This is a genomic window from Streptococcus sp. 10824, from assembly GCF_013276595.1.
GTDB lineage: Bacteria > Bacillota > Bacilli > Lactobacillales > Streptococcaceae > Streptococcus > Streptococcus pseudopneumoniae.
In genome coordinates this window covers 1-2,125 of record NZ_VMLH01000166.1, presented here as the reverse complement: position 1 = coordinate 2,125, position 2,125 = coordinate 1, and the positions used below count along the sequence as shown (strand labels likewise).

Here is a 2,125-nt window from a genome sequence, read left to right as displayed (position 1 = left end):
GTTTCCCAAGGAGATGATAGCTCTTATTATGGGAAGATACCTATGAATTGGGTACAGACAACATTAAATTATATAGGAATAATTAGTACTGGTAACACGCCATCTAAAAATAGCCCTGAAAACTACGGCGGCGAAATACCATTCTATAAACCTGCTGATTTATTACAAGGAGAACTATACAATGCAACTGAATATTTATCGGTTCTAGGAAATACAAAATCCAGAAAAATAAAAGCAGGTTCTATTTTAATAAATGGTATTGGAAATATTGGAATTGCTGGGATTGTTCGTGTTGATGGAGCGTTCAATCAACAAATGCATGGCATAGAAGTATTTAATTTTGTCAACTCAAAATTTTTACTTTTAGCTATACAGTCTGATTTTATGCAAAAACAATTCAAGAACAATACATCATCTACCACTATTCCTATATTAAACAAAACTAGATTTTCTCAAACTATAATTAATTTTCCAGGTATACGTACACAAAAATTAATAATTACTAAAGCTGAGAAACTTTTTGAAAAAGTAAATCAATTTTAGCGACAATTCTCTTTTGTTCTAAAACTGAAGGAATACCTATTATTTTAGATTTTAGATACGAATAATGTCGAGCATAGCCCCTGTTCCTAACAAATAATAGCGTATAGTCTAAGTGGTATTTTAAAAATTTTGCAGATAAGCAAATTGGAGACAGAATTTTTACTCCGTCTGCACCAACAACAAAAGGGAAGTCTATAATCTTAAGATTTCTTGTATGGTCACCAAATATTACAACGTCTGTTTTATAGTCTAGAATCTTAGAAAAATTATTAGAAAATCCTTCAACTAATATTTTAGATTGACTAACTACTGGAATCTTGCCCTCTTTTACAATTTCAGACTGTTTTATTTGATAAGGCTTAGCTGAAATAGTTGTTACAATTTTTTCTAAAGGAGCTAGCAACCAAGTTGATCTTCTTGGAAAATCTATTTCAATTTTAATGTTATTCAGATAATAAGAGCCATAATCACAAAAAAATAGCAGATAGTCAATTTGACCACCTGTTATTTTTTTACCAATTAACAATTTTATCTACAATATTTTGTTGTTCGGTAGCTGTTTTTCTTAGATAAATTCGAGTAGTTTCTATACTTTCATGTCCCATCAAATCTGCTAGCAAAGCAATATCATTATACTTCGATAAAAAATTCTTAGCAAATAAATGTCTAAAAGAATGAGGGTAAATTACTTTAGGATTCATTTTGTATTTATCAGCATAATTTTTTAACTGTTGAGCAACTCCTCTTGCTGTAATTGGTTCATTAAATTTATTCAAAAATAAATAACCACTTCGGCGATTTTCTGATTCTAACCAACTAAGACAACTATTTCTTAATTTTTTAGGAATGTACAGTCTACGAATTTTACCACCTTTTGAGTAAATGTCAAAATAACCGATTTCTACATGCTCTACTTTTAGTTTAATAAGCTCACTTACACGAGCCCCAGTTGCACCTAAAAACCAAACGACAAAATGCCATTTTAAAATACCATCTTTTTTCAAACTACGTTTAAGAAAAAGGTAATCAGCATGGCTAATGACATCTTCTAAAAACGGTTTTTGCTGTACTTTGACAAATTTTAATTTCAAATCATCATGACCAATAAAAGTCAGATATTTATTTACTCCTTGTAGTCGCAAATTGACAGTTTTAGGTTTAAAATTGTCTAATAAATATCCCTTGTATTCAAATAAATCTTCCATTTTGAGTTCATAATTCTCCAAGAAAAATCGAACACCATAAAGGTACGAACGCACAGTATTTTCAGCTAAAGCAGCTTTCTTCAAATGTAATTCAAATTCTTTCAACGTAAAACTCCTATCTTATGTTTGATAGAAATTCCACCGCACGTAAAACTATTATACTAAATTAGTGCGTCAATATGGGCGAAAAATTGTTCGATTTTATCAACGATTCTGGATTGTTCAGGAAGGGGTGGGAGTGGGATTAGAATAGAAGCAACTTTATCACTATTCAAGTTTTTCACAACAGCTCCACTAATTAGAGATAAAAATTGAGAATAAACTACATTTGATGAAAGAATATAGAATAGGTAATCTCTATTTAATGAGTTTTCATA

3 protein-coding genes and 1 pseudogene are annotated in these 2,125 nt (G+C 30.2%); 1 reads left to right on the top strand and 3 read right to left on the bottom strand.

Going from position 1 to position 2,125, the window contains the following annotated elements:
* On the top strand, positions 1-543 hold a 543-nt coding region (locus HT701_RS11090), incomplete at its 5' end, for a restriction endonuclease subunit S (protein WP_240152379.1).
* On the opposite strand, the gene HT701_RS11085 is transcribed toward HT701_RS11090, so the two are convergent.
* From HT701_RS11085 to HT701_RS11075, 3 genes and pseudogenes are all read right to left on the bottom strand, one after another.
* Positions 503-1,069 carry a hypothetical protein gene (locus HT701_RS11085; RefSeq protein ID WP_007285157.1) on the bottom strand — a complete coding sequence of 189 codons (567 nt, stop codon included), beginning with the start codon at positions 1,067-1,069 and terminating at the stop codon, positions 503-505. The two genes, HT701_RS11090 and HT701_RS11085, sit on opposite strands and share 41 nt — an antisense overlap.
* Positions 1,056-1,853, bottom strand: a complete 798-nt coding sequence (gene psrA / locus HT701_RS11080; RefSeq protein WP_172931538.1) for a tyrosine-type DNA invertase PsrA — start codon at positions 1,851-1,853, stop codon at positions 1,056-1,058. Before psrA ends, HT701_RS11085 begins: the two co-directional genes overlap by 14 nt.
* Before the next feature lie 89 nt (positions 1,854-1,942).
* Positions 1,943-2,125: pseudogene (locus tag HT701_RS11075) on the bottom strand (restriction endonuclease subunit S); the annotation flags it as partial.